Origin of the sequence: Comamonas sp. Z3, from assembly GCF_008121565.1 — a bacterium.
GTDB lineage: Bacteria > Pseudomonadota > Gammaproteobacteria > Burkholderiales > Burkholderiaceae_C > Comamonas > Comamonas brasiliensis.
In genome coordinates, this window is record NZ_VOQU01000001.1 from 700104 (window position 1) to 724629 (window position 24526).

General features: G+C 62.4%; 23 protein-coding genes. 13 read left to right on the plus strand and 10 right to left on the minus strand.

The features are described 5' to 3' along the window. Positions 1-13 precede the first annotated feature (13 nt). Complete coding sequence (locus tag FSY59_RS03340; RefSeq protein WP_003056494.1) at positions 14-223, minus strand: hypothetical protein; 210 nt, start codon at positions 221-223, stop codon at positions 14-16. Between the two features lie 141 nt (positions 224-364). Between FSY59_RS03340 and FSY59_RS03345 the strand changes: the two genes are divergently transcribed. From FSY59_RS03345 to egtB, 4 genes are all read left to right on the plus strand, one after another. Next, a complete protein-coding gene (locus tag FSY59_RS03345) occupies positions 365-1378 on the plus strand; it encodes a DUF808 domain-containing protein (protein ID WP_003056492.1) in 1014 nt (337 codons plus the stop codon). A gap of 213 nt (positions 1379-1591) precedes the next feature. Then, on the plus strand, positions 1592-2206 hold the full coding sequence (locus FSY59_RS03350) for an OmpW family protein (protein ID WP_019043508.1): 615 nt from the start codon (positions 1592-1594) through the stop codon (positions 2204-2206). Positions 2207-2681: 475 nt separating this feature from the next. Continuing rightward, positions 2682-3593: an L-histidine N(alpha)-methyltransferase gene (egtD, locus tag FSY59_RS03355; RefSeq protein WP_148728578.1), complete on the plus strand. Its 912-nt coding sequence runs from the start codon at positions 2682-2684 to the stop codon at positions 3591-3593. Beyond that, positions 3580-4896, plus strand: a complete 1317-nt coding sequence (egtB, locus tag FSY59_RS03360) for an ergothioneine biosynthesis protein EgtB (protein WP_148728452.1) — start codon at positions 3580-3582, stop codon at positions 4894-4896. The genes egtD and egtB overlap by 14 nt, the downstream gene beginning before the upstream one ends. A gap of 27 nt (positions 4897-4923) precedes the next feature. On the opposite strand, the gene FSY59_RS03365 is transcribed toward egtB, so the two are convergent. After that, on the minus strand, positions 4924-6201 hold the full coding sequence (locus tag FSY59_RS03365; RefSeq protein ID WP_019043512.1) for an O-acetylhomoserine aminocarboxypropyltransferase/cysteine synthase family protein: 1278 nt from the start codon (positions 6199-6201) through the stop codon (positions 4924-4926). A 189-nt stretch (positions 6202-6390) separates the two neighbouring features. Here FSY59_RS03365 and FSY59_RS03370 point away from each other — a divergent pair, with 189 nt between their 5' ends. Then, positions 6391-7587 carry a diguanylate cyclase gene (locus FSY59_RS03370; RefSeq protein WP_019043513.1) on the plus strand — a complete coding sequence of 399 codons (1197 nt, stop codon included), beginning with the start codon at positions 6391-6393 and terminating at the stop codon, positions 7585-7587. 72 nt (positions 7588-7659) lie between these two features. On the opposite strand, the gene FSY59_RS03375 is transcribed toward FSY59_RS03370, so the two are convergent. The 8 genes from FSY59_RS03375 to FSY59_RS03410 form a co-directional block, all read right to left on the minus strand. Further along, a complete protein-coding gene (locus tag FSY59_RS03375) occupies positions 7660-8304 on the minus strand; it encodes a 3'-5' exonuclease (RefSeq protein WP_187427887.1) in 645 nt (214 codons plus the stop codon). Between the two features lie 129 nt (positions 8305-8433). Beyond that, positions 8434-9216 (minus strand): enoyl-CoA hydratase/isomerase family protein, encoded by a 783-nt coding sequence (locus FSY59_RS03380; protein ID WP_003056478.1) that lies wholly within the window; start codon positions 9214-9216, stop codon positions 8434-8436. Further along, on the minus strand, positions 9216-10772 hold the full coding sequence (locus FSY59_RS03385; protein WP_003056477.1) for a long-chain fatty acid--CoA ligase: 1557 nt from the start codon (positions 10770-10772) through the stop codon (positions 9216-9218). Before FSY59_RS03385 ends, FSY59_RS03380 begins: the two co-directional genes overlap by 1 nt. A gap of 53 nt (positions 10773-10825) precedes the next feature. Next, the gene (locus FSY59_RS03390) at positions 10826-11980 is read right to left on the minus strand and encodes an acyl-CoA dehydrogenase family protein (RefSeq protein ID WP_019043516.1); all 1155 of its coding nucleotides are present in this window, start codon (positions 11978-11980) and stop codon (positions 10826-10828) included. Positions 11981-11982: 2 nt separating this feature from the next. Next, complete coding sequence (locus FSY59_RS03395) at positions 11983-12813, minus strand: SDR family NAD(P)-dependent oxidoreductase (RefSeq protein ID WP_043372069.1); 831 nt, start codon at positions 12811-12813, stop codon at positions 11983-11985. 19 nt (positions 12814-12832) lie between these two features. Beyond that, positions 12833-13246 (minus strand): MaoC family dehydratase, encoded by a 414-nt coding sequence (locus FSY59_RS03400; protein WP_003056474.1) that lies wholly within the window; start codon positions 13244-13246, stop codon positions 12833-12835. Positions 13247-13259: 13 nt separating this feature from the next. Beyond that, positions 13260-13700 (minus strand): MaoC family dehydratase N-terminal domain-containing protein, encoded by a 441-nt coding sequence (locus FSY59_RS03405; protein WP_003056473.1) that lies wholly within the window; start codon positions 13698-13700, stop codon positions 13260-13262. A gap of 10 nt (positions 13701-13710) precedes the next feature. After that, complete coding sequence (locus FSY59_RS03410) at positions 13711-14895, minus strand: lipid-transfer protein (protein ID WP_148728453.1); 1185 nt, start codon at positions 14893-14895, stop codon at positions 13711-13713. 139 nt (positions 14896-15034) lie between these two features. On the opposite strand from FSY59_RS03410, the gene FSY59_RS03415 reads away from it, so the two are divergent. From FSY59_RS03415 to FSY59_RS03450, 8 genes are all read left to right on the plus strand, one after another. Beyond that, entirely contained in the window at positions 15035-16048 is a 1014-nt protein-coding gene (locus tag FSY59_RS03415; protein WP_003056469.1) for an AraC family transcriptional regulator, read from the plus strand. Between the two features lie 126 nt (positions 16049-16174). Then, entirely contained in the window at positions 16175-16822 is a 648-nt protein-coding gene (locus tag FSY59_RS03420; RefSeq protein WP_232536133.1) for a TetR/AcrR family transcriptional regulator, read from the plus strand. Beyond that, the gene (locus FSY59_RS03425; RefSeq protein WP_148728454.1) at positions 16822-17703 is read left to right on the plus strand and encodes an SDR family oxidoreductase; all 882 of its coding nucleotides are present in this window, start codon (positions 16822-16824) and stop codon (positions 17701-17703) included. The genes FSY59_RS03420 and FSY59_RS03425 overlap by 1 nt, the downstream gene beginning before the upstream one ends. Continuing rightward, a complete protein-coding gene (locus FSY59_RS03430) occupies positions 17700-19343 on the plus strand; it encodes an acyl-CoA carboxylase subunit beta (RefSeq protein ID WP_148728455.1) in 1644 nt (547 codons plus the stop codon). The genes FSY59_RS03425 and FSY59_RS03430 overlap by 4 nt, the downstream gene beginning before the upstream one ends. A gap of 48 nt (positions 19344-19391) precedes the next feature. Further along, complete coding sequence (locus tag FSY59_RS03435; RefSeq protein ID WP_148728456.1) at positions 19392-20570, plus strand: acyl-CoA dehydrogenase family protein; 1179 nt, start codon at positions 19392-19394, stop codon at positions 20568-20570. A 10-nt stretch (positions 20571-20580) separates the two neighbouring features. Beyond that, the gene (locus tag FSY59_RS03440) at positions 20581-21414 is read left to right on the plus strand and encodes an enoyl-CoA hydratase/isomerase family protein (protein WP_003056461.1); all 834 of its coding nucleotides are present in this window, start codon (positions 20581-20583) and stop codon (positions 21412-21414) included. Then, a complete protein-coding gene (locus FSY59_RS03445; protein ID WP_148728457.1) occupies positions 21411-23384 on the plus strand; it encodes a biotin carboxylase N-terminal domain-containing protein in 1974 nt (657 codons plus the stop codon). Before FSY59_RS03440 ends, FSY59_RS03445 begins: the two co-directional genes overlap by 4 nt. Then, the gene (locus tag FSY59_RS03450) at positions 23381-24523 is read left to right on the plus strand and encodes an acyl-CoA dehydrogenase family protein (protein WP_003056459.1); all 1143 of its coding nucleotides are present in this window, start codon (positions 23381-23383) and stop codon (positions 24521-24523) included. Before FSY59_RS03445 ends, FSY59_RS03450 begins: the two co-directional genes overlap by 4 nt. The last annotated feature ends 3 nt before the right edge of the window (positions 24524-24526 follow it).

Below are 24526 nucleotides of genomic sequence, written 5' to 3' on the forward strand. Positions count from 1 at the left end.
TGCTTGTTGGGGCTCAGTCCGGCAGAACGACGCCGAGCTTGGCCAGCCTGGCGGCCATCACATCACGGCGGCGCGCGGCCTTGGCAGCGGTTTCGCTGACCGTTGCAATGGTTTTGGGGCCTTTGCCTGCAGCGGCCTTGACCAGTTCCGCCTTCTTGGCGGCCTCTGCGGCAAGTTTGCGGTAGCTGGCAATCAGTTCGGCATGGGCGATGGCTTGAGTCACAGGGTTTCCGTTCGATAAGGGCGCTCATTGTCGCTGCAAAGCCAGGGCCGTGGCGAACGCGCAGCTGATTGGCAATTTCCTGTCGCAATCTTGGCACGGTTTGCAGGCATGATGGCGATTTTGCAAACACCGGGAGAAACGATGGCAGGTGCCGGCCTTTTGATGTTGCTAGACGATATTGCTAGCTTGCTCGACGACGTGGCCTTGATGACCAAGACTGCGGCAGGCAAGAGCACGGCAATTCTGGACGATGTGGCTACCCAGACCAAGGTGGCGGTGCAGAAGACGGCCGGCGTGCTGGGCGACGATCTGGCACTCAATGCCGAGCAGGTCACGGGAGTGAAGGCCAACCGGGAGCTGCCCGTGGTCTGGGCTGTGGCCAAGGGCTCGCTGCTGAACAAGGCCATCTTGGTGCCCGCGGCGTTGTTGATCAGCGCCTTTGTGCCCTGGTTGATCACGCCCTTGCTGATGGTGGGGGGGGCGTTTCTCTGCTTTGAAGGCGTGGAGAAGATCCTGGAGCTGTTTCACAAGCATCAAAAGCATGATGTGCATGATGCCGTCGTCGATGCCGAGGAGGCCGTTCACAAGGGTGTGGCGCCCTCATCGGTGCGTGCCGCACGTGAAAAGCAGATGGACCCGATGGATTATGAAAAGCAGAAGGTCAAGGGCGCCGTGCGCACGGACTTCATTCTGTCGGCCGAAATCATGGCGATTGCGCTGGGCACCGTGGCGACCAAGCCCATTTGGGAGCAGGCGGCGGTGCTGATCGCCGTGGCTCTTGGCATCACCGTGTTCGTCTACGGACTGGTGGCCGGCATTGTGCGCATGGACGATGTGGGCGGCTGGCTGATGGACAGGAGCGGCAGCGTCGCCAAGGCAGCAGGCCGTGGTCTGATCGCCTTCACCCCCTGGCTGATGCGCGGGCTGTCGATTGTCGGCACTGCGGCCATGTTCCTCGTTGGCGGCAGCCTGCTGGTGCATGGCATCACGCCCGTCGAGCACTGGATACAGCAGGTGATTGCACCCATGGGCGGCGTGGCGGCAGCGCTGGGGCCGTTGCTGATACATGTGGTGGTGGGCGCCGCCATAGGCAGTGCCGTAGTCATCTGCGTGACGCTCTGGCACAAGCTGCGTCCGGCCAGGGCCGCACATTGATAACTCCAGGGTGCAGCTAGCACTGCGGGCGGCGCGGGGCTTTGCGCTGAATCAGGATATGGGGCTGGCGTGGCCGAAGGGCAACGCCGGCCTTTTTCTTTGGCATCTTGGTGTGCGGGTTGATGTGGGACAAAGCCGCAAACGAGTGGCTTTGTTTCAATCACTATCAAGGAAGGCAAACAAGCTTTCTGCCATCTCTTCAAGGAAAAGCCCATGAAAAAGACTCTGATCGCAATCGCCGCCGTTGCCAGCGCCCTGACTGCCGGTGCCGCTTTTGCACAATCCTCGTTTGACGGCACAAGCCCCTGGATGGTGCGTGCGCGTGCCGTGCATCTGGACAGCGACAACGGTGGCGCTGCTGGTGACGCAGGCGTCAGCATCAACAACAAGTGGATGCCCGAGCTGGATGTGTCTTACTTCTTCACGCCCAATATCGCTGCCGAGCTGATTCTGACCTTCCCCCAAAAGCATGATGTGCGCCTGAATGGCGACAAGATCGGCACGCTCAAGCATCTGCCTCCCACCTTGCTGGCGCAGTACCACTTCACCAACTTCGGCGCCTTCAAGCCTTATGTGGGTGCAGGCGTGAACTACACACGCTTCTCGAACGTGAGCATTCTCGACGGTGCCGTGACCGTGAAGAAGAACAGCTTCGGCGGTGCGCTGCAGATCGGCTTCGACTATGCGCTGGACAAGAACTGGTCGCTGAACTTTGACGTCAAGAAGGTCTATCTGGGCACCAAGGTGACCGGTGCAGGCGTGTTCCAGGACACCAAGTTCAAGGTTGACCCATGGCTGGTGGGCGTGGGCGTGGGCTATCGCTTCTGATAGCTTCACGGCAAAGAGTGTTCTCGTCGGTGGCCTTCTTCCCGCAGGCGAGGCACGCACCACAGGCTCTGTGGTGCAACGGGGTCAATGGGCCGGCATGGCCCGGAGGCTCCGGAGGCTAGGGTGTATGTTTGATCGGTATTCCGCCAGTGCGGGATACCGATTTTTTTTGGTGAGTTCCAGGATCAGTATTGGCTTTGTCAGCATTGCTGCATGCACATGCAGTAAAAGTATCGCTGGCTTCAGTCCTACTTGCGCCTGTTGTCGACAGCGCTAGGCTTTAGGACCCAAAGCAGTCTTGGCAGTGATGGCGCGGGCAATGGCTGTATCGCGCGATCGGCTCATCAGGAGAATCAGCATGCGCGCGATACCGGACAGGCAGGCAGCATCCATCGAGTCTTTGTCTCGCGCAGGGCGCATTCCATTGCCTCTGGCCTCCATGCTCAAGGCTGCAGAGCCTTGCACAGCCCCGCAGATGCCACTGTGTGAAGAGCTGGCACAAGGGCTGATGCAGCGGCAGGCACAGATTTCCCCCAAATTCCTGTATGACGCGCGCGGCTGCGCCCTGTTCGAGCAGATAACCGAGCTACCCGAGTACTACCCCACAAGAACCGAGGCTGCCATCATGGCCCGGTACGACCTGCAGATCGCCCAGGCCATGGCAGGCTGCCAGGTGCTGATAGAGCTGGGCGCGGGCAATTGCGAAAAGGTGCGACGCCTGTGCCGCAGCGTGGGGCCGCAGCAATTTCTGGGGGTGGATATTGCGGTCGAGTTCCTGCAGGCCGCGGTGGCCAGACTGGAGCAGGACTTTCCTCGACTGAGGGCGAGTGCGGTTGCGGCGGATTTCACGGGGGACTGGCATTTGCCGCCGGGCGTGCCGAAGGCGCGGCGTGAGCTGTTCTATCCGGGCTCCTCGATCGGCAACTTCGATACCCAGCAGGCGCTGCATATGCTGCGCCACATGCATTCGCTGGTTGCGGGCGACGGCGGGCTGCTGATCGGTATCGACCTACCCAAACCGGTTCCGGTCTTGCTGGCTGCCTACGATGATGAACAGGGCGTTACCGCCGAGTTCAACCTGAATGTGCTCAATCATGCAAACCGTCTGCTGGGCAGTGATTTCAATCTTCGGGACTGGGCGCACGAGGCGCGCTTCGACAGCCGGAACTCTCGCATAGAGATGCATTTGCGCGCCCGTTGCCCCGTCATGGTGTGCTGGCCTCAAGGTGTGCGCCACTTTGCCCAGGGCGAGACCATCCACACGGAGAGCAGCTACAAATACCCTCTGTCTGATTTTCTCTCCATGCTGGCGCATGCGGGCTTTTCCGCTCCCCAGGTCTGGACCGATGAGCAGCAATGGTTTGCCGTCATCCATGCACATGCCTGAAGCTATGGTTCAGCCCCTTTCCGTCTCGTCCGAGGCATGGGACTGGATGGTGCTGGCGCTGCAGTTCGAACGGGTGAGAGCCTGTACGCAAAAGCTGGCAGCGCCACTGTCCGCCGAAGATGCCTGCGTGCAATCCATGCCCGATGCCAGTCCTGCCAAATGGCATCTGGCCCATACCAGCTGGTTTTTTGAAACCTTTGTACTGGCTGTGCATCAGCAGGGACATCAGGTTTTCGATGCCAGCTATCGCATGCTGTTCAACTCCTACTACCAGCAGGTGGGGGCACGGCATCCGCGAGCCCAGCGGGGCTTGTTGACGAGGCCATCCCTGGCACAGATCATGACTTATCGCGCCGTGGTGGATGAGCAGATGCTGGCGCTGATGGCGGCCATGAAAGAGAGAAAGCCGACAACGCAGCAGGCGGTGGCCCAGCTCATCACATTGGGTCTGCAGCACGAGCAGCAGCATCAGGAGCTGCTGCTCACCGACATCAAGCATTTGCTTTCCTGCCACCCGCTTTGGCCTGCTTATGCAGCGGACTCGCTGGCCGAGACGGACTCCGGGCCGGCCCATGCAGACCTCACATGGCGGCCGGTGGAGGCCGGCATCTACCGCATAGGCCACGGCGGTGGCGATTTCGCCTTTGACAATGAGATGCCCATGCACAGTGTCTATGTGCAGGCCGCACAGATTGCATCGAGGCCGGTAAACAATGGCGAGTTTCTGCGCTTTGTGCTGGATGGCGGCTACCGCCAGCCGCAATGGTGGCTGGCCGAGGGCTGGGACTGGTGCCAGGCCCAGCAACTGAGCCACCCCTGCTACTGGAGGGATGCCGAAGGCCATGCAGGTGACGGGGGCTGGCAGGAGTTCAGCCTCTATGGTGTGAGGGCTCTGCACGCGCTGCGGCCTGTCTGTCATATCTCCTATTTCGAGGCCGATGCCTATGCACGCTGGGCTGGTGCACGCCTGCCGACGGAGATGGAGTGGGAGGTGGCCATGGGCCTGCATGACTGGCCTGCGTCCCGGTCCAGCCTGCATCCCGAGGCGGCGGCCGGCTGTCAGGGTGCGGCAATCGGCCAGGTCTGGGAGTGGACGCATTCGTCCTATGCCGCCTACCCGGGCTTTCGCGTGGCCGAGGGGGCTGTGGGTGAGTACAACGGCAAGTTCATGGTCAACCAGTACGTGCTGCGCGGCGGCTCCTGCCTCACGCCTGCCGGCCATGCGCGGCTGACCTATCGCAATTTCTTTCCTGCAACGGCTCGCTGGCAGATGACGGGACTGCGCCTGGCGCGCGATGTGTGAAGTCGCGCGCCAGAGTGGGAAGCTGCTTCAGACCTGTTCGAGTGCCTGGTTCAGGTCGGCCAGCAGGTCGTCAATATGCTCGATGCCCACGGACAGGCGCACCATGCCTTCGGTGACGCCGGCCTTGGCCAGCTCGTCGGCGTCGAGCTGGCGATGCGTTGTGGAGGCGGGGTGGGTGGCCAGCGACTTGGCATCGCCGATATTGACCAGGCGCGTGAACAGCTGCAGCGCATCCAGGAAACGCGCTCCTGCAGCACGGCCTTCGCTGCCCTTGAGGCTGAAGGAGAGAATGCCGGAGGCGCGGCCGCCAGACTGCTTTTGCACGATGGCGTGGTCGGGGTGGTCCTTGAGTCCGGCATAGCGCACCCATTCCACTTTGGGGTGTTGCTGCAGGGTTTCGGCAATCTTCTGCGTGTTTTCGCAGATGCGGTCCATCCGCAGGGCCAGGGTTTCAATGCCTTGCAGGATCTGGAAGGCGTTCTGCGGTGAGATGGCGGCGCCCATATTGCGCAGCGGAACGACGCGGGCGCGGCCGATGAAGGCGGCGGGGCCAAGCGCTTCGGTGTAGACCACGCCGTGATAGCTGACGTCGGGCTCGTTCAGGCGCTTGAAGCGCGCCTTGTGCTCGGCCCAGGGGAACTTGCCGCTGTCCACGATCGCCCCGCCCACGCTGGTGCCGTGGCCGCCCAGGTACTTGGTCAGCGAATGCACCACGATGTCTGCGCCATGTTCGAACGGCCGCAGCAGATAGGGAGAGGGCACGGTGTTGTCGACAATCAGTGGTACGCCATGTTGGTGTGCCACATCGGCCAGAGCACGGATATCGGTCACATTGCCAAGCGGGTTGCCTATAGATTCGATGAATACCGCCTTGGTCCTGGCGTCGATCAGCTTTCCGAAGCTGGCCGGATCGCGTGCATCGGCAAAACGCACCTCGATGCCCTGCTGCGGAAAGGTGTGGGCAAACAGGTTGTAGGTGCCGCCATAGAGTGTGCTGGCCGACACGATGTTGTCACCCGCTTCGGCCAGAGTCTGGATTGCGGCGGTGATGGCCGCCATGCCCGAGGCCAGGGCCAGTGCGGCAATGCCGCCTTCGAGTGCCGCGACGCGCTTTTCCAGCACGTCGGTGGTGGGGTTCATGATGCGTGTGTAGATATTGCCAGGGACCTTCAGATCAAACAGGTCGGCACCATGCTGGGCACTGTCAAACGCATAGGCTACTGTCTGGTAGATGGGTACGGCCACAGCCTTGGTGGTGGGATCGGGGGAATAGCCGGCATGTACGGCCAGTGTCTCTAAGCGCATATATGTGTCTCTTTGGCAAGTTATTCGAAGGCCGCAGCGCGGGCTTTGGCATCATTGATTATGGGCAGGTCGTCGACGCAGGAGAACGACCTAATGGCTATGTGCTTATGCCGCAGTGAAAGCCGGGGATACTTCTCGCCGGAGAATGGATGACGTTGAATTCACAGTTTCCTGCGCGGAGAACCTCAATTGGGCCAGCCTGCAGATTTGTACTTTGCCTTGATCGCACCGGCTTGCGTGATGTTGTTCGGGCTTGCCTTGCTGGCGTGCTGGTATGTGCAGCGCCGACAGCCGCGTGCCATGTTTCTGCTCTGGCTGGTGGGCGGCTATGTGCTGCTCGCGACGGCTCTGGCTGCGCAAAGCCTGATGAGCAATGCGCAGCTGAGCCAGTTTGCCATGGCCACGGCATGTCTGTATCTGCTCGGAACCTGGTCGCTGGCGCAAGGGGTTTCCCTCAGGCAGGGGTCTGCAGGGGCGAGTGTGCCCGGCGGAATTCTGATCGCTGTCGTCGCCCTGTCCGTGCTGTTCTACTTTTCCCGGATCGAGAATAACTTGTGGGTCCGCGTGCAGTGTCTGGCGATGGCGATGGCGCTGCAGCTGACCCTGGCCATACCGGCCTTTCTCAGGGCCGGCTCCTCAAAGGACTGGCTGGAGCGCGGAGTGCGCTGGGCCTATGGGCTCAATGTCTGCAATGCCTTGTTCCGGCCTGCGGCCGTCAGTCTGTTGCCTGTGTACGAAGTGCAGGAACTGACCCGGTCCGGATACTGGCTGCTCACCCAGGCCATAGCGCTTCTGTTTGCAATGTGGTTTGCTGTAGGACTGCTGGCCTGTTCGGTCAGGGATGTGATGACGACATTGCGCGAAGAGCGTAACCGGGACTCTTTGACGCGCCTGCTCAATCGTCGTGCTTTCATGGAGGCCGCAGAGTCGCGCTTGGCCGATCAGCGGCTGGTGCCCTGGGCCGTGGTCGCTGTGGACATCGATCATTTCAAGTACATCAACGACAACTGGGGCCATGCAGCTGGCGATCAGGTGCTGCAGCAACTGGCACAGCTGCTGACTCAGCAGGTCAGAGACTGTGATCTTGTTGCCCGCTTTGGCGGAGAGGAGTTCGTCTTGTTGCTATCGCGAGTGAAGCTGTTCGAAGCGCAAGCCATCGTGGAGCGTGTGCGTGAGCGCTTGCAAAGCCATGAGTTCGGAGCTTTGCCTGCGAAACTGAGGGTGACAGCCAGTTTTGGCATTGCTGCACTCAGTTCCGCGCAGGATTTCGAGCAGGCACTGGCCCAGGCCGATGCGCTGCTCTACCAGGCCAAGAAGGCGGGGCGGGATTGCGTCATGAGCTCTGCGCAAGACGAGAGCCAGCTGCAATGGAGAATGATTGCCTGAGTCCCGTCATCAGGCCCAGATCCCATGGCGCCTTGCCTTCAGGATTCAGCTCGCGATCGGAGGCCCGATACTTCAGGACCTCGGACTTCTGGGGGCGCGCCGTGGAAGGACGGGAAGGGCGCTTTCCCAGGCGGGCAGGTGCGCATAGATCACGGCCGGGGCATGGGCGTCATTGGCGGCGTAGCGCCGCTGGGCTGAACTGAGTTCTGCGGCGGCCCAGTTGGAGGTGGTGGTGCGCTTGGATTTGCGAAAGCTCTGCTGGAGTACCAGCGCTGCGGCGGCACGCACACCCACCGATGGGCCGTATCCGAGCCGCTTGAATCGGCTGTCCAGGTCCTGAATATTGATCAGCGGCGCTCCCAGCCTGCGGGGCAGGGAGTGTTTATCGTTATCGAGCCCGAAGCCGACCTTGCAGATATGTTCTGCAGCCAGCACCATGCGCGACACTTCCAGAGCCATGGGCCTGTGCAGCTGCAGCAGCCAGACCTGGCTGGCCGTGGCGAGCTGCACCAGATGAGGGCCGTTGTCCTGCTGGCCGATATTGAAGATGGGTTTGCTTTCCGTGTCAAAGCCGAGCACCGGCTCTGCATTCATGGCCTGGAAGGCGGCTTCAAATTCGTCTTCGGACTGCGGAAGGTGGATTGCATGTTCGGGCAATTCCAGAAATGGAGGGAGCAGGGCACTTTCGTCCTTGCTGGGAGCTATCAATCGTGGCATGCGGGTGATTACACAACAGCTTGGCTTGTCCCCAGATCATGTGGGCCGGTCTGTGGGTAATTCCGGGGAAATGTCTGCAAAGCCTTGCTCACAAAGGTTTTGCATGTGTTGCTTAAATAAAAGGCAGTGTCAGCGGCGTGAAAAAGCTGGAGTGCGCTTTTCCAGAAAGGCGCTCACGCCCTCACTGCTGTTGGCATGGCTGGCGCAGTCGATGATGGCCAGGCGTTCGGCCTCAAGGTGGGCGGCCAGATCATGGCTGTGGGCGCTGTCGCAGAGCCTTTTGATATGGGCCAGAGAAGGGGTGGCGCCTGCAGCCAGCTCTTCGGCTAGTTGAAGGGCCTGGGCAGCCAGAGCATCCGGCTCATGCAGCTCGTCAAAGATGCCCATGCGCAAGCAGTCCTGGGCAGAGGCAGGACGGTTGCTCATCAGCAGGTACTTGGCCTTGGCCGCACCGGCCCTGCGGCTGAGGTAATAGGAGGAGCCCAGATCCGGGCTCAACCCTATGGCCGAGTAACCACCGCGCAGGAACACCTTGGTGGAAGCCAGCACGATGTCAGCACACAGACCCAGCCCAATGCCGCCACCGCCAAGCGCACCCTGAATGGCGCTGATGACCGGCACGGGCATGGTGACCAGTGCGTGCATGGTGGGGTTGAGCAGGGCCAGGATTTCCGTGATCTGGCGGGGCAGGTGATTGCGGTTTTGCACGAACTCACGGATATCCCCACCCACGCAAAATTGCTTGCCTGCAGCAGAGATCAACACAGCGCCAATATCTGCCCTGCAAGCCTGTTGCACCACAGCGGCCAGGGCATGGGCCATGGGGGTGCTGATGACATTGCCCTGGTCGGGCTGGTTCAGCACGATATGGCCGACGCCATTGCGCTGCTCCCATAGAACGAGTTCGGACATCAGGCGACCTTTCTTTCCTGGTTGGCCCAGAAGGGGGCGCGTAGTGTGGTCTTCAAGATCTTGCCCGCGCCAGATAGCGGCATGGCGTCGATGAAGGAAACCTCACGCGGGCATTTGTAGTGGGCAATGCGATTCTTGCAGAACTGGATTAGCTCATCGGCCTCGAGCATGGCACCGGTTTTGCGCACGATGAAGACATGCACCAGCTCGCCCCATTGCTCGCTGGGCACGCCAATGACGGCGCAGGATGCGACGCCTGGATGGGTGGTGATGACGCTTTCCACTTCCACGCTGTAGACGTTCTCGCCGCCAGTCACGATCATGTCTTTGAGGCGATCGACGATGAAGACATAGCCCTCGTCATCCATGCGACCGCCATCGCCCGTGTGCATCCAGCCGTTGCGAATGGCTGCGGCAGTCTCGGCAGGCTTGTTCCAGTAGCCCAGCATGACGCCGGGGCCGCGAACAACCACTTCTCCTACCTCGCCCCGTGCCACTTCCTGCCCGTCGGGGTCCACGATACGGACTTCGGTGCAGACCGTGGCGCGCCCGGCGCTGCGATGGCGGCCTTGGGCCCATCCCTCCTGTCTGTGCATTTCGGGGCTCAGAACCGTGGCGACCGGGGCCAGCTCCGTCATGCCATAGGCCTGGGTGAAGCCGACGCTGGGAATGGTCTTCATGGCCCGATCCAGCAGACCTTCGGAAATGGGCGACGCCCCATACAACATGTTCTGCAGCGAACTCAGGTCATATTGATGGACATCCGGGTGGTCCACCAACATCTGAATCATGGTGGGTACCAGCAGCAGGTCGGTGACCGATTCTGTGGAAATGGCCTGAAGAACGGCAACAGGATCAAAGCGCGGCACCATGACATGGCAGCCACCAGCGGCCAGCAGCGCATTCATGAAGGCACCGTCTGCCAGATGAAACATGGGCGCAGCATGCAGCCCGACGCTGCTGCGACGTGCCGTGTTCTCGCAGACGCCGGAGATGGCGTTTGTGTAGAGATTGCGATGGCAGAGCATCACGCCCTTGGGCGTGCCGGTGGTGCCACCGGTATAGAACACACCGGCCAGATCCTCTCCGCCACGCAAGGCGTCTTCCACCGGCTCGGTATTGGCAATCAGTGCCTCATAGGAAAGCATGCCTTCGGGAGCCGGGCCGTCACCGATGTGGATCAGAGTCTGCAGAGCTTGTGCACTCTTCCGGATTTCAGGAATCAGGGGCAGAAAGCTGTCATCCACCAGCAGGACATGGGTGTCGCAGTCGTCCAGTGAATAGGCGATCTCTGCAGCACTCCATCGGATATTGATGGGGTTGACGGCAGCGCCCGCCCAGTAGGTGGCAAGGTAGTACTCCAGATACCAGTCGGAGTTCAGGCCGAGGATGGCCACGCGGTCGCCCGCTTGCACACCCAGTGCGCGCAAGGCACCAGCAAAGCGGGCCACACGGTCGCCCAACTGCACAAAACTGCGTCTGCGACCGTTGTAGATCGTGGCAGTGGCGTGGGGCTGCTGTTGTATGGAGCGGCGCAGATTTTGCGTGAGATACATGACAGGCCTTCCAAGGTCAGTGTGTTGGAGAAAGAGCGGGTCTTGAGCCCCGCTTATGAAAACAGGCGTCTGGCGATCAGGTCCTTCATGATTTCGTTGGCGCCGCCGTAGATCTTCTGGATGCGTGCATCGGCATACATCCGGCCAATCGGGTACTCCTCCATATAGCCATAGCCGCCAAAGAGCTGCAGGCACTCATCCATCACCTTGCACTGCTGCTCGCTGCACCACCACTTGGCCATATAGGCGGCCTCGTTATCCAGCGTGCCATCCAGCAGACGCTGAATACAGTCGTTGACAAAGCTGCGAACCACATGGGCGGTGGTTGCGCATTCAGCCAGCTTGAATCGTGTGTTCTGAAAGTCGGCAATCGTCTGGCCGAATGCCTTGCGTTGCTGGGTGTAGTCCACGGTCAGTGCGACGGCCATCTCGATAGCTGCAGCGGCACTGACCCCTAGTAGCATGCGTTCATAGGGCAGTTGGCTCATCAGCTGCTTGAAGCCCTGGCCCTCGATGCCGCCCAGCAAGTGGCTGGCGGGTATGTTCAGGTCTTCAAAGAACAGCTCGGCGGTGTCCGAAATATGCTGGCCGATCTTGCCAAGCCTGCGGCCCACGCGAAAGCCGGGCAGGTTTTCCGTCTCCAGCACCACCAGCGATACGCCTGCGCTGCCAGCTTCTCCGGTGCGTACCGCCACCACCAGCAAATTTGCGGTGCAGCCATTGGTGATGAAGGTCTTGGAGCCATTGATGACGTAGTGGTCACCATCGCGCTGGGCGCGTGTGCGCATGGCCTTGAGGTCGGAGCCCACGCTGGGCTCGGTCATCGCAATGCCGGCCAGCAACTCGCCGCTGCACAGCTTGGGCAGCCAGCGCTGCTTCTGCTCGGGCGTGCCATAGGTGTCTAGGTAATGGGCAGTGATGGTGTGCACGCTGGTGATGGCGTGAATCTCGGCCTTGGTCAGCTCCTCCTGCACCACTAGCTGATAGGCCAGGTTGCCACCGCCGCCGCCCCATTGTTCGTCCATCTCGGGCAGCAGAAAGCCATGTGCGCCAAAGCCGCGCCAGGTCTCGCGTGGCACATAGCCCTGGGCGCGCCAGTTGGGTACATGCGGGCTGAGTTCGCGCTCGATATAGCGGCGCACCTGCTCCCGGAAGGCGTCGATCTCGGCATCCATCCAGTCATGTTGAAATGGTTTGGGCAGCAGCATGTTCAGACCCCTGTCAGGCCGCCGGTACACATCAAGGTCTGGCCGCTGATGTAGTCCGACTCGGGTTGGCAAAAGAGGTAGACCGCACCCGCCGCTTCGTCGGGCGTGCCGGCGCGACCCAGGGGAATCGTCTGCTCCATGGCGGTCATCAGGCCGGGGTTCACGCCTACCTTGATATCGCGGCCTTCGATGTGGGCCGTCTCGCCATTGGCGGCGGAGTTGGTCAGCCGGGTCTTGATCAGGCCAAAGGCCACGCAGTTCACATTGACGTTCAGCCGTCCCCACTCCTTGGCCAGTGTCATGGTCAGGCCGGTGATGCCGGCCTTGGCTGTGGAGTAGTTGCTTTGCCCCGCATTGCCGAACAGGCCGGCCACGGAGGAGATATTGACCACCTTGCGCATCGTGCGGCGACCGGCTTCCATCTCGGCTTTGGACAGGGCCTTGATCACGGGCTGGGCAGCACGCAGTATGCGAAACGGGGCTGTCAGGTGGCAGTCCAAAATGGCATACCACTGTTCGTCCGTCATCTTCTGGATCACGTTGTCCCAGGTGTAGCCGGCGTTGTTGATGATGATGTCCAGGCCCTTGAACTCCTGGACTGCGGTGCCCACAAAGCGCTCGGCAAAGTCGGTGTGGGTGACATTGCCCACACAGGCCACAGCTTCGCCACCCATTTCCCGGATCAGGGCAATCGTTTCATCGGCAGGCTCCTGATCCAGGTCGTTGATGACCAGACGCGCCCCTTCACTGGCCAGCTTCATTGCGATGCTGCGGCCAATACCACGGCCCGATCCTGAGACCAGGGCAACTTTGCCTTCGAGTTTTCTTGTCATTGCGGCTTCCTTTGCAAATTCAGGGCAGGCTGATCCAGGCATCGCCTGCGACCTTGGTCTGATCATGCTGGTTGGTGCTCTGTACTTCGATGCGAACGCTGCGGTCGGCATCACGCTTCTCGGCAATGCGGCCGCTGCATGAGATGGCATTGGCCAGATGGGTGATGCCCATAAAGCGGACATCAAAGCGGCGAAGCCGCGACTGCGGAGCCCAGTCGGTCAGCAAGCGGCCCAGCCAGGCCATGCTCAGCATGCCGTGGGCAAACACATCGGGCATACCGGCCTTGCGTGCAAAGTCGGTGTCGATATGAATGGGGTTGTGGTCACCCGACGCTCCGGCAAACAGTGCGAGGGTGGTGCGGTCAATGGCGGGCAACTGAAGCGTGGGCAGGGCATCGCCCACCTGCACGCTGTCATAGCGGGGTGTGTTCATTGGCCGGCCTTTCCTAGTTGCGCACAACGATGACGGAGCGCATCTCGGCCACCAGATCGTTGTTCTGGTTGGTGGCTCGCGAGGTTTTCACAACGAATTCCAGAGCTCCGTTCTTTTTGACATAGATATCGTCGACCCTGGAGCGCACGGTGATGCTGTCGCCCGCACAGACCGTCTGGTGGTAGCAAAAGCTTTGCTCGCCGTGCAGGATCTTGGCGATCGGAATCTCCAGTGTCTGCAAAAGCAGATCCGAAGCCCTGCTGTCCATTTCAGCCGCAAACAGAAACGTGGGCGGTGCGGGCAGGTCGGCATAGCCGGCTGCACGAGCGGCCTCCACATCGGTGTAGATAGCGCTGGTCTCGCCAATGGACTTGGCGAAAAAGCGCAGACGGCTGCGCTCCAGGCTCAGCTCGGACGGTGGCGACTCGTAGCCAATCCATTTCTTGTCTATCATGGGTTGCTCCTCAGACGCGCTCATACAGAGTGACCACGCAGGCACCGCCCAGTCCCAGGTTGTGCTGCAGGGCCAGGCGTGCGTTCTCGACCTGGCGCTGCTCGGCGCGGCCACGCAACTGCTGTACAAGTTCTGTGCACTGGGCAAGACCTGTGGCACCCAGAGGGTGTCCCTTGGACAGCAGGCCACCCGAAGGGTTGGTGACGAACTTGCCGCCATAGGTGTTGTCGCCATCAAGCACAAACTTCTCTGCCCCGCCGACGGGGCACAGCCCCAGCGCCTCGTAGGTCAGCAGCTCGTTGTGGGCAAAGCAGTCGTGCAGTTCGACCACATCCAGGTCGGAAGGGCTGATGCCAGCCTGCTTATAGACTTGCTGCGCCGCGTTGCGGGCCATGCTGAAGCCGACCACTTCACGCATATCGTGTGCATCAAAAGTCTCGGGGCCATCGGTGGTCATGGCCTGGGCGAGAATGCGCACGCTATGGTCCAGACCATGCCTGCGAGCATAGGTTTCAGACACCACCAAAGCAGCCGCTGCGCCGCAGGTGGGCGGGCAGGCCATGAGCCGGGTCATCACGCCCGGCCACATCACGGGAGAGGCCATGACCTCCTCCTCTGACACCTCGGTGCGAAACAGCGCCAGGGGGTTGCGCGCCGCATGGCGGCTGGCCTTGGCGCGAATCTTGGCAAAGGTGGACAGCTTGGTGCCGTACTGATCCATATGGGCTTTGCCTGCGCCGCCGAAGTAGCGCAGTGCCAGTGGCACGCCGTTGTCGCCCACCAGCGCGTCGGTTTCTGCTTCAAACCGGTCAAAGGGGTTGGGACGGTCGGTGTAGACAGAGCCCAGAGCGCCGGGGTTCATCTGCTCGAAACCCAGAGCCAGCACGCAGTCCGCCGTACCGCTGGCCACGGCTTGACGGGCCAGATACAGGGCGGTGGAGCCTGTGGAGCAGTTGTTGTTGACGTTGATGATGGGAATGCCCGTCATGCCCACCTCATACAACGCACGCTGACCGGCTGTGGAGTCGCCGTAGACATAGCCCACATAGGCTTGCTGCACTGCGTCATACGGCACGCCGGCATCGGCCAGCGCCAGGCCTGCAGCGGTGGAGCCCATCTGGAAGTAGGACTCGCTCTTTCCGGGTTTGGCGAAGGGAATCATGCCAACGCCAGCAACAAATACATCACGACTCATGGAAGACTCCTCGAAACAGGTGGCAAGCAAGTGGACTGTGTGCAATAGGGTTGTGAGTTGCATCGTAGAAATTACCGATGCGTAAACCCATTGCGGAGTGCATCGTTCATATGTCAGAAGACCTCAATCTGCGCTGTTCATGCCCGCCGCTTCCAACATTCCTTTCACCATCTCCATGGCCTTGGTTCGGGGTATTACCAATGGCGTGCGTCGACGTGGTCAGGACTATGAGCAGTTGCTGCTGCGCGCAGGTATCGCTCCCATGCTGCTGGACGAAGAAGGCGCGCGTGTCACCACCGATCAATACGTGGCGCTGATGTGGCGGGTGGTGGAGACTCTGGGCGATGAGGCCATGTGCCAGTTCTCGCGCCCGCTCAGGCGGGGCAGCCTGGAGTTGATTGCGCGCTATGCGCTGGTCGGGCGCGACATGGAGGATGCGCTGCAGCGCATGTGCCAAGTACATGCTCTGCTGCAGGACGATGTGCAGGTGCAACTGGTGCGCGATGGTGCGCTGGCCGGCATTGTGCTGCGGCCTGTCACGTCAACGCCGCTGCCCAATTTTCTGTATGAATTCTCTCTGCGTGTGCTGTGGCGGCTGACGGCCTGGCTGATGGGCGGAACACTCAGGGTGCAGCGTTTCGACTTTGCCTTCGAACGGCCTGATTACGCCAATGACTATGGCGACACTTTTCCGGCATCGCTGCACTTCGGCTTGCCGGCTTCGGCTTTCTGGTTTGATGCGCGCAAGCTGGCGCGTGTGTGCAGCCGTGACGAGCAGACGCTGCAGAGCTTTGTGGCCAGCTGGCCGGCGGCAGCCATCATGCCCCCGCGTGTGAGCGAGGGCATTGATGCCCTGGTTCAGGCCCATCTGCTTCAGTCGCGCCCGCAGTGGGCAAGCCTGGAATCTGCGGCCCGTGAGATGCACATGTCTGCACCCACCTTGCAGCGCAAGCTGGCGGCGGCGGGTACCTCGTTTCAGGCCATCAAGGACGAGCTGCGTAGGGACATTGCAGTCTCGCGCCTGGGCACCAGCCGAGTCAGTTTTGCCGAGCTGGCTTCGGATCTGGGCTTTGCGGATGCGGCCGCGTTCCAGCGCGCCTTCAAAGGCTGGACCGGGAGCCCGCCGGGTCTTTACCGGGTCAGAGCGGCCTAGAAATCAGTCTTCGGGTGCACTCGGGGTGGCTCGTTCGGGCTGCGGAAAACCCTTGCGTGAAAGTCCCAAATATTTTTGCCAATCAAGTGATTGGTAAAAATAAAAGACACCGATATGCTGCATCTCATGCAAGCAGTTCATGAAGAAATTCCGATCGTCAAACGCGGACGCGGCAGGCCGCCCAAGTCCACCGAGGAACGCAATGAGAGCACGCGCCGCAGCGAACTGGTGCGTGTCGCCGCCAGGCAGTTCCGCCTGCGCGGCTTTCACGGCAGCAGCACCCGCGACATTGCCGCTGCAGCAGGCATGCAGCCTGGGTCCATCTTTTACTTTTTTGAGAGCAAGGAAGCAATGCTGCACGCGGTGATGCAGGATGGAATGGCCCAGGCTGCAGAGAGCCAGAACGCCGCGCTGCAAGCGCTGGGGGCACGCGCCAATGGCGTTGAACGATTGCGCGCTCTGGTGCGCAACCACCTGCAGATCATGGTGGGCAGCGAGAGCGACTTCATCCCCGTGATGCTCTACGAATGGCGCTTGCTCAGCGATGCGCAGCGCATGGAGGTCAGCGCGCAAAAGGATGCCTACGAAGCGCAATGGATGCCCGTGCTGCAGGCACTGCATCGCACGGGCAAGCTCAAGGCCCGTCCCGAGATCGCGCGATTGCTGATCTTCGGCGCACTGAACTGGACCGCACAGTGGTTTTCCGAGGGCGGCAGCCTGAGCCTGGATGCGCTGACCGATCAATCTCTGGCCTTGTTCATTGGAGAGAGCTGATGTACCAATCCGTTTTTCGCCCTGCGCTGTTTGCCGGGCAAGTGGTTGTGGTTACCGGTGGCGGCTCTGGCATAGGCCGCTGCATAGCGCATGAGCTGGCTGCGCTGGGCGCACTTGTGGCCCTGGTGGGGCGCAATGCGCAAAAGCTGCGCAGCGTGCAGGACGAACTGGCGCAGCTGGGAGCGCAAGCCAGCAGTCACAGCTGCGATATCCGCGACGAGGCGGCAGTCAAGGCCGTGGTCGAAGAGATACTGACCCAGCACGGGCGTATCGACGCCTTGGTCAACAACGCGGGCGGACAGTATCTCTCGCCGCTTGCGTCCATTAGCGCCAAGGGCTGGCAGGCGGTGCTGGACACCAATCTCACCGGCGGCTTTCTCATGGCGCGCGAATGCTATGCACAGCACATGGCGCGGCAGGGTGGCTCCATCGTCAACATGGTGGCCGATATGTGGGGCTCCATGCCGGGCATGGGACATAGCGGCGCTGCGCGGGCGGGCATGGTCAGCTTCACCGAAACCGCCGCCGTGGAATGGGCCGCCCAGGGTGTGCGCGTCAACGCCATCGCGCCGGGCTACATCGCCTCCAGCGGCATGGACCACTACCCGCCCGAGGCTGCAGCCATGTTGCGCAAGATGCCGGCAACCGTGCCAGCAGGGCGCTTTGGCAACGAGGCCGAAGTCTCCGCTGCCGTGGTCTTTCTGCTCAGTCCGGCGGCCAGCTTCATCAGCGGCACGGTTCTGCGGGTCGACGGCGCCCGTCCTCAGGTGCGCATGGGCATGGGACCGGTGGCTGCCAGCGCCGAAGCGCAGCAGCGCGGCGCAGTGCGTGCATTTGACGGATTTTCTCTCTACCAGACTCCCAAGGTGTTTCAGTCATGAGCGTCTTTGCATCCCAATGGAATGCCGGTGGCGAGCTGGCGCAGCAGCGCCGGGCAGCCACGCTGGGGCGTATCGCCGCATTGCGTGAGCTTGAGCAGCGGGCGGCTCTGGCATCTCAGCGGGCCAAGCCGCAGTTTGAAAAACGTGGCCAGTTGCTGCCGCGAGAGAGAGTGGCGCTGCTGCTGGATGCTGGCAGGCCATGGCTGCCGCTGTGCACGCTGGCGGGCTTCATGCTGGACCAGGACGACCCGGCCCAGTCGGTTCCCGGAGGCGGAATGCTGGCGGGCATCGGTTTTGTCAGCGGCGTGCGCTGCATGGTGGTGGCCAGCGACTCGGGCATAGAGGCCGGGGCCATCCAGGAAAAAGGCCTGGACAAGATGCTGCGCGTGCAGGAGATCGCACTGCAGAACAAGCTGCCCTTCATCCATCTGGTGGAGAGCGCGGGCGCCAATCTCATGCGCTACCGCGTCGAGGGCTTTGTGATGGGGGGCGCCTTGTTTCGCAACCTGGCGCGGTTGTCCGCGGCAGGTCTGCCGGTCATCACCGTGCAGCACGGCTCGGGCACGGCCGGCGGCGCCTATATGCCAGGCCTGTCGGACGTGGTCATCATGGTGCGCGGTCGCTCGCGTGCCTTTCTGGCCGGGCCGCCCCTGCTCAAGGCGGCGACCGGCGAGATCGCGACCGAGGAAGAACTGGGCGGCGGCGAAATGCACACCAGTATCTCGGGGCTGGGCGAGTATCTGGCGGAGGACGACCGCCATGCCCTGGGCCTGGCACGTGCCGTGGTGTCTCAGCTATCTTTATGGAACACGCCTGAAACGGCTGATGCATATGCAAAGACTGCTATTGATTCAGGAGTTTTGGAGCCGTGTTATGACGCCGATGAACTGCTGGGGTTGATGCCGGCACACCACCGCGAGCCGGTGGATATGCATGAGGTCATGGCGCGGCTGGTGGACGGCTCCGAGCTGCTGCTGTTCAAGTCCGGCTACGGTGCGGCCACGCTCTGTGCGCAGGCGCACATCGGCGGTCATGCCGTGGGCCTGATCTCCAACAACGGCCCCATCGATGTGGCAGGTGCCAGCAAGGCCGCGCACTTCATTCAATGGATGTGCCAGCTCGGTCATCCCATCATCTATCTGCAGAACACCACGGGCTACATGGTGGGCAAGGACAGCGAGCAGGCCGGCATGATCAAGCACGGCAGCAAGATGATTCAGGCCGTGACCAATGCCACCGTGCCACAGATCACCATCCAGTGCGGCGCCAGCTTCGGTGCGGGCAATTACGGCATGTGCGGCCGAGGCTATGCGCCGCGCTTTCTTTTCAGCTGGCCCGGCGCCAAGACGGCGGTGATGGGCGGCGAACAGGCAGCCAGCACCATGCGCCAGGTCACCGAGGCCGCCATGGCACGCAAGGGTTTGCCGATCGATGCCGAGCTGATGCAAAAGCAGTACGACCAGATCGTGGCCATCTTCGAGGCCCAGGCCGATGCGTTCGTCACCAGCGGATTGCTGCTGGACGACGGCGTGATCGATCCGCGCGACACCCGCGCGGTGCTTTCGTTGTGCCTGCAGACCTTGCACGAAGCGCAGCAGCGCGCGGTGCGCCCCATGCAGTTCGGGGTCGCGCGCATGTAGTGCCGCATTTTTTCATTTCCTTCCAAACAGGACCGACGGAGACAAGCCATGCAGTGGACCCACGAACATCTGGAAGTGCGCAAGACCCTCAAGCGCTATATCGACGAGAAGATCAATCCCTATGTCGACGGCTGGGAGGAAGAGGAAATCTTTCCCGCACACCAGGTCTTCAAGGGTCTGGGCGATCTGGGCTTGCTGGGCCTGACCAAGCCCGAAGCCTATGGTGGCTCGGGTCTGGACTATTCCTATAGCCTGATGATGGCCGAGACTCTGGGGCATATCCGCTGCGGCGGCGTGCCCATGGCCATTGGCGTGCAGACCGATATGTGCACGCCCGCACTGGCACGCTTTGGCAGCGATGGATTGCGCGAGCAGTTCCTGGCTCCCGCCATTGCGGGGGAGATGGTGGGCTGCATAGGCGTGAGCGAGCCCGGTGCGGGCAGCGATGTCTCGGGCATCAGAAGCCATGCTCGCAAGGATGGCGACGACTACGTCATCAGCGGCCAGAAGATGTGGATCACCAACAGCATTCAGGCGGACTGGATGTGCATGCTGGTCAACACCAGCGAGGGGCCGGTGCACAAGAACAAGAGTCTCATCATGGTGCCGCTGCGCGAGGGGCCACGCGGCAAGCTGACCAAGGGAGTCGAAGTGGCGCAGAAGCTGCGCAAGATCGGCATGAACTCCTCGGACACGGGCCTGCTGTTCTTTGACGAGGTGCGCGTGCCGCAGCGCTACCTGGTGGGACAGGAGGGCCAGGGCTTCATCTATCAGATGCAGCAGTTTCAGGAGGAGCGGCTCTGGGCCTCGGCCAGCGGCCTGCTCGCCATGGAGGACTGCATTCAGCAGACCATCGAGTGGGCACAGCAGCGGCAGATGTTCGGCAGCACTCTGATCGATCAGCAATGGGTGCAGTTCAAGCTGGCCGAGCTGCAGACCGAGGTCGAGGCTTTGCGCGCACTGACCTATCGTGCCGCACAGATCTATATGGCGGGACAGGATGCGCTGCAACTGGCCAGCATGGCCAAGCTCAAGTCGGGCCGGCTGACGCGCGAAGTGGCCGATACCTGTCTGCAGTTCTGGGGCGGCATGGGCTTCACCTGGGACAACCGTGTCTCGCGCCTGTACCGCGACGGGCGTCTGGGCTCTATAGGCGGCGGTGCCGACGAGGTCATGCTGGGCATCATCGGCAAGACCATGGGGCTGATCAAGCGCCAGGCGCACTGAGGAGCGGCGCATGACTCAGGTGCTTGAAATCGAACGCCTGCCCTTGGGCAACGGCTTTGTGGAATGGTGGCGTCTGAACTCGCCTGAAACCCGCAATGCGCTGAGCGACGAGCTGGTGCGGGCCTTGCGAGATCACGCCGCCAGAGCGCAGAGGGATTCACAGCTGCGCGTGGTGGTGCTGTGCGGTAACGGCGGGCATTTCTGTGCGGGCGGCAGCCTGGGCGGCTTCGCCAGCAGCATAGGCTCGCCGCTGCCTGCGGGGGCGCAGGACCCGCTGGTTCAGGTCAACCGCGAGTTTGGTCAGCTGCTGCAGCAACTGGCAGAGCTGCCCCAGCTGCTGATCGCTGCCGTGCAGGGGGCGGCCATGGGCGGCGGTGTGGGGCTGGTCTGCGTGGCCGACCGGGTGGTAGCGGATCAGCAGGCCGTCTTTGCCACGCCCGAGGTGACGCTGGGCATTGTGCCCGCGCAGATTGCGCCTTTTGTGCTGCGCCGGCTGGGCGACGGCTTGGCGCGTCAATGGCTGCTGGGCGGCCAGCGCTGGACCGCAAGTCAGGCACAGCGGGCAGGCCTGGTTCAGGCCGTGATCCAGGCCACAGACGCTGTCCACTGGCAGAGCCAGCTGCAGCAGCAGCTCGAGATCTGCGCCCAGGCCGCACCACAGGCGGTGGCCGCCACCAAAAAGCTGCTGGCAGCCATTGGGGGGCAAAGTCTGGATGCATCGCTTAACCAGGGCGCGCAGGCCTTTGCCAGTGCGCTGCGCAGCGCTGAAGCGGGGGCAGGGCTCAAGGCCTTTTCCAGCAAGCAGCCCGCTCCCTGGACCTGCAAGGCAGGAGGCACATCATGAAGCGCATTTTGATTGCCAATCGTGGCGAGATTGCGCTGCGCATCATGGCCACGGCGAGGCGCATGGGCATAGAGACCGTGGCGGTGTACTCGGATGCGGATGCGCAAAGCCTCCATGTGCAACAGTCCACGCAGGCCTATGCACTGGGTGGGCTGACATCGGCACAGAGCTATCTGGACGTGAACAAGCTGCTGGCAGCCGCCAAGGCGACAGGGGCCGATGCCGTACACCCTGGCTACGGATTTCTCAGCGAGGATGCCGGCTTTGCCGAGGCCGTTCAGCAAGCGGGCCTGATCTGGATTGGCCCGCCGCCGGCCGCGATCCGCCAGCTCGGCAGCAAGGCCGCTGCCAAGCAACTGGCCAAGGCCCATGGCGTGCCCTGTCTGTCGGGCTACGAAGGCGATGACCAGAGCGATGCGCGCTTTGCCGACGAAGCAGCCATGATTGGCTACCCCGTCATGGTCAAGGCCGTGGCCGGTGGCGGTGGGCGCGGCATGCGGCTGGTGGAAAGTGCCCAGCAGCTGCATGCCGCTCTGAACAGCGCACGTTCCGAAGCCCTGGCTGGCTTCGGCAATGGTGACTTGCTGGTGGAGCGTGCCGTCATGCACCCGCGTCATGTGGAAGTGCAGGTGTTTGCCGACGGGCACGGCCATGTGATTCATCTGGGGGAGCGCGATTGCTCGGTTCAGCGCCGCCACCAGAAGATCATCGAGGAAGCCCCCAGTCCGGCCGTCAATGCGGAGCAGCGCGAGCACATGGGCAACTGCGCCGTGGCCCTGGCCAAGGCCGCAGGTTATGTGGGGGCAGGTACGGTGGAATTCCTGGTCGAAGGCCGGCAGTTCTATCTGATGGAGATGAATACCAGACTGCAGGTCGAGCATCCTGTGACCGAGGCACTGACGGGCCTTGATCTGGTCGAATGGCAGATTCGCGTGGCGTGCGGCGAAGCCTTGCCGCTGACGCAGCAGCAGGTTCGTCTCGACGGCCATGCCATCGAAGTGCGGCTGTGCGCCGAAGACGAAAGCTTTCAACCCCATACCGGCGTGGTGCGGCATTTCTCGGCACCCGAGGCCGCCGTCTTCAGCAGCGCGCCGCTGCGCTTTGACCATGCGTTGCACACCGGCAGCGAGGTCACTCCTTATTACGACGCCATGCTGGGCAAGCTGATCGTCCATGCGCCAACGCGAGAGCAAGCCATCGACCGGCTGATTCATGCGCTGGGCAGCCTCTCGGTGCTGGGCTTGCCGACCAATCGCGCCTTTCTGATTGAGTGCCTGAACGACGAGGTGTTCAGGCGGGGCCAGGCACTGATCTCCTATCTGGCGAGCGATGCGCCACGCTTGCAGCAGCTGCTGCGGGACAAGGAAGTCCTGGCACACCAGCACTGGGGAGCGTTGTGCGCCGTGGGCCAAAGGCCTGGGCCGCTGGCCTGCAGCTATGCCCAGTTGCGCAAGCTGCAGCACCGGGGGCGGACGCAGGAGCTGGTGCTGAGGCCCGAGACCGAAGACAGCTGGTTGCTGCAGCGGCACGGCGCCGAGCCTGCGTTGTTGCAGGTCGACGCGTTGCTGGCCCATGGCTGGCGAGCGAGATCGGTGGGCCTGAGCCAGACCGTGCAGGCCGTGGAGCTGCCCGCCGGGCAGGGCGGGGCGCGCTGGCATCTGCAGGCAGGCGACGTGGACTGGTGGGTCGAAGATGCAAGCTATGCTCCACCGGAGAATGCAGCGGAAGTGGGCCAGACCGCAGAGCTGCGCGCCCCGTTCAACGGCCGGGTGGTGCAACTGGGCGTGCAGGACGGGCAGGTGCTGAAGGCCGGCGATGTGGTCGTGGTCATTGAGTCCATGAAGCTGGAGCACAGCCTGAGCGTGAGGGCCGACTGCCGGGTGGAGGCCGTGCTGGTCCATGCCGGCCAGCAGGTGGCGCCGGGCCAGGTTCTGCTGAAACTGCTGCCCATGCCTGGAGGACCCACATGACGGATGCCGCCGAACGCGAAATGCTCTATGACCTCGTGCGCCGCTTCGCGCGCGAGCACATCGCTCCCCATGTCACGGCCTGGGACGAGGCCGGCGAGTTCCCGCGCCAGCTCTATCGCCAGGCCGCCGAGCTGGGGCTGCTGGGCATCGGCTACCCCGAGGAGCTCGGCGGTACCGCGGCCACGCACAGCCTGCGCGCCGCCCTGTGGCTGGCACTGTGCCGCCACGGCGGCAGCGGCGGCGTGCTGGCCAGCTTGTTGTCGCACAACATCGGCCTGCCGCCCGTGGTGGCTCTGGGCAGCGATGTGCTCAAGCAGCAGGTGGTGCCCGAGGTGCTGGCAGGCCGCAAGATCGCGGCGCTGGCGATTACCGAACCCGGCGGTGGATCGGACGTGGCGGCGCTGCGCACCAGGGCCAGGCGCGAGGGCGACGAGTATGTGATCGAGGGCGAGAAGACCTTCATTACCTCGGGCATGCGTGCCGACTGGATCACGGTCGCGGTGCGCACGGGCGAGGAGAGAGGTGCTTGCGGCATCTCCCTGATCCTGGTGCCCGGGGACAGCGCAGGGCTCAGACGCAGCCCGCTGCACAAGATGGGCTGGCAATGCTCGGACACGGCCCATCTGTTCTTTGAAGGCGTGCGCGTGCCAGCCAGTCATCTGCTCGGGGTCGAGGGCGAGGGCTTTCGCGCCATCATGCACAACTTCAACGGCGAGCGCCTGGGCATTGCCTGCGCTGCGCTGGGCTTTGCCCAGGCCTGCTATGACGAGGCGCTGGCCTGGGCGCAGCAGCGCCAGACTTTTGGCGTGACGCTCAATCAGCATCAGGTCATACGGCACAAGCTGGTGGACATGCAGCAGCGCCTGCGCAGCACCGAAGCCTGGATCAACGCAGTCTGCGCAGGTGCCGACGGCGGCGATAGCGGGGCGGACTGGGTGGGCGAGGTCTGTGTGCTCAAGAACCACGCCACCCAGACCATGCAGTTCTGCGCCGACACGGCGGTGCAGATTCTGGGCGGCATGGGCTTTATGCGCGGCACGCTGAGCGAGCGCATTTACCGCGAAGTCAAGGTGCTGACGATTGGCGGCGGCACCGAGGAAATCATGAAAGAGCTTGCCGCGCGCCAGTGGCGTATCTAGCGC

Coding starts and splice junctions, on each gene's coding strand:
- FSY59_RS03435 (WP_148728456.1), top strand. CDS start 19,392: ATGCAGTGGACCCACGAACATCTGGAAGTGCGCAAGACCCTCAAGCGC.
- FSY59_RS03445 (WP_148728457.1), top strand. CDS start 21,411: ATGAAGCGCATTTTGATTGCCAATCGTGGCGAGATTGCGCTGCGCATC.
- egtB (WP_148728452.1), top strand. CDS start 3,580: ATGCACATGCCTGAAGCTATGGTTCAGCCCCTTTCCGTCTCGTCCGAG.
- egtD (WP_148728578.1), top strand. CDS start 2,682: ATGCCACTGTGTGAAGAGCTGGCACAAGGGCTGATGCAGCGGCAGGCA.
- FSY59_RS03425 (WP_148728454.1), top strand. CDS start 16,822: ATGTACCAATCCGTTTTTCGCCCTGCGCTGTTTGCCGGGCAAGTGGTT.
- FSY59_RS03345 (WP_003056492.1), top strand. CDS start 365: ATGGCAGGTGCCGGCCTTTTGATGTTGCTAGACGATATTGCTAGCTTG.
- FSY59_RS03390 (WP_019043516.1), bottom strand. CDS start 11,980: ATGCTGCTGCCCAAACCATTTCAACATGACTGGATGGATGCCGAGATC.
- FSY59_RS03350 (WP_019043508.1), top strand. CDS start 1,592: ATGAAAAAGACTCTGATCGCAATCGCCGCCGTTGCCAGCGCCCTGACT.
- FSY59_RS03395 (WP_043372069.1), bottom strand. CDS start 12,813: ATGACAAGAAAACTCGAAGGCAAAGTTGCCCTGGTCTCAGGATCGGGC.
- FSY59_RS03385 (WP_003056477.1), bottom strand. CDS start 10,772: ATGTATCTCACGCAAAATCTGCGCCGCTCCATACAACAGCAGCCCCAC.
- FSY59_RS03420 (WP_232536133.1), top strand. CDS start 16,175: ATGCAAGCAGTTCATGAAGAAATTCCGATCGTCAAACGCGGACGCGGC.
- FSY59_RS03365 (WP_019043512.1), bottom strand. CDS start 6,201: ATGCGCTTAGAGACACTGGCCGTACATGCCGGCTATTCCCCCGATCCC.
- FSY59_RS03415 (WP_003056469.1), top strand. CDS start 15,035: ATGCCCGCCGCTTCCAACATTCCTTTCACCATCTCCATGGCCTTGGTT.
- FSY59_RS03380 (WP_003056478.1), bottom strand. CDS start 9,216: ATGTCCGAACTCGTTCTATGGGAGCAGCGCAATGGCGTCGGCCATATC.
- FSY59_RS03405 (WP_003056473.1), bottom strand. CDS start 13,700: ATGATAGACAAGAAATGGATTGGCTACGAGTCGCCACCGTCCGAGCTG.
- FSY59_RS03410 (WP_148728453.1), bottom strand. CDS start 14,895: ATGAGTCGTGATGTATTTGTTGCTGGCGTTGGCATGATTCCCTTCGCC.
- FSY59_RS03440 (WP_003056461.1), top strand. CDS start 20,581: ATGACTCAGGTGCTTGAAATCGAACGCCTGCCCTTGGGCAACGGCTTT.
- FSY59_RS03375 (WP_187427887.1), bottom strand. CDS start 8,304: ATGCCACGATTGATAGCTCCCAGCAAGGACGAAAGTGCCCTGCTCCCT.
- FSY59_RS03430 (WP_148728455.1), top strand. CDS start 17,700: ATGAGCGTCTTTGCATCCCAATGGAATGCCGGTGGCGAGCTGGCGCAG.
- FSY59_RS03400 (WP_003056474.1), bottom strand. CDS start 13,246: ATGAACACACCCCGCTATGACAGCGTGCAGGTGGGCGATGCCCTGCCC.
- FSY59_RS03450 (WP_003056459.1), top strand. CDS start 23,381: ATGACGGATGCCGCCGAACGCGAAATGCTCTATGACCTCGTGCGCCGC.